This is a genomic window from Lentilactobacillus raoultii, from assembly GCF_900411375.1.
In the GTDB taxonomy this organism is placed as follows: domain Bacteria; phylum Bacillota; class Bacilli; order Lactobacillales; family Lactobacillaceae; genus Lentilactobacillus; species Lentilactobacillus raoultii.
The window spans coordinates 1-1,008 of the sequence record NZ_LS422997.1 but is presented as its reverse complement, the minus strand read 5'-3'; the positions used below and the strand labels follow the sequence as shown (position 1 = coordinate 1,008).

The window sequence follows — 1,008 nt, the reverse complement described above, 5'->3', positions numbered from 1 at the left end:
TCGATTAGGGTTCGGCGTTCGTCAGATTGCCAGCCAGCTTCACCGGAGCCCCAGCACCATTTCTCGTGAATTAAAACGCGGGTTAACCACCCAGATTGATTCCCAGAAACATTGTTCGTATGAGGGCTACTTTGCCGAGCGCGGGGCAGCTAATTATCGAGAACAACGGGCCAAGTGTCACCCCAGGGGGTTACTACAGCGGGCTGCCGTGTTCTTCAAGTCCCTGCCAAAAGCTTTAAAAGCCAAGCCACGAGTTTTCAGTGTCGATACGTATGTCCACTATTTCAAAGCTCATTACCCCGGCTTTCCCTGCCCATCAACGGCGACAGTCTATCGGTATATCGAGGCTGGCAAGCTCTCGGAGCTTCACAACTATGATTTACCCATGAAGCTACGTCGCCGCGTTAAGCGCCCGAGTCACCGACATGCCCGCCTGAATAAAAAAAGGCTTGGACAATCCATTGAAGACCGGCCCGCAGTGGTTCAGAAACGTCAGGAGTTGGGCCATTGGGAAGGCGACTTAGTGAAAGCCAAACGGGTTGAGTCCGAACCAGCTTTAATGACGTTAACTGAGCGGGTTAGCCGGATGGAAATTATCGTTAAATTACCTGATTACCGGGCAGAGACTTGCCGGCAGGCCCTCCAAGATACGATTGATGATTACGGTGCGGAAAACTTTCGGACGATCACGTTTGACAACGGTTCGGAATTCGCTAGTTTAAATCAGGTTAAAGGAACGGAAATCTACTTTGCCCATCCATATTCTCCCTGGGAACGGGGCACTAATGAGAATGTAAATGGTCAATTAAGAGAGTTCTTCCCCAAGGGACATTCCTTTAAAAACCTTTCATTAGTGGATCTGCAGTTGGTTCAAGACACACTGAATCACCGTCCCCGCCGCTGTTTAAGCTATAGTTGTCCAGCAGATGTTATGCCACAACTGGTTTAACTTCCTAGACCAATTATAAGAATAGGCCGTTAGTGTTGCACTTAACTTGACAATCGAGG

1 protein-coding gene is annotated in these 1,008 nt (G+C 49.1%); it reads left to right on the top strand.

The window, feature by feature from the left end:
* Positions 1-949: IS30 family transposase (locus ED605_RS11300; RefSeq protein ID WP_121978999.1), on the top strand; the 949-nt coding region annotated here is incomplete at its 5' end.
* Positions 950-1,008 lie beyond the last annotated feature (59 nt).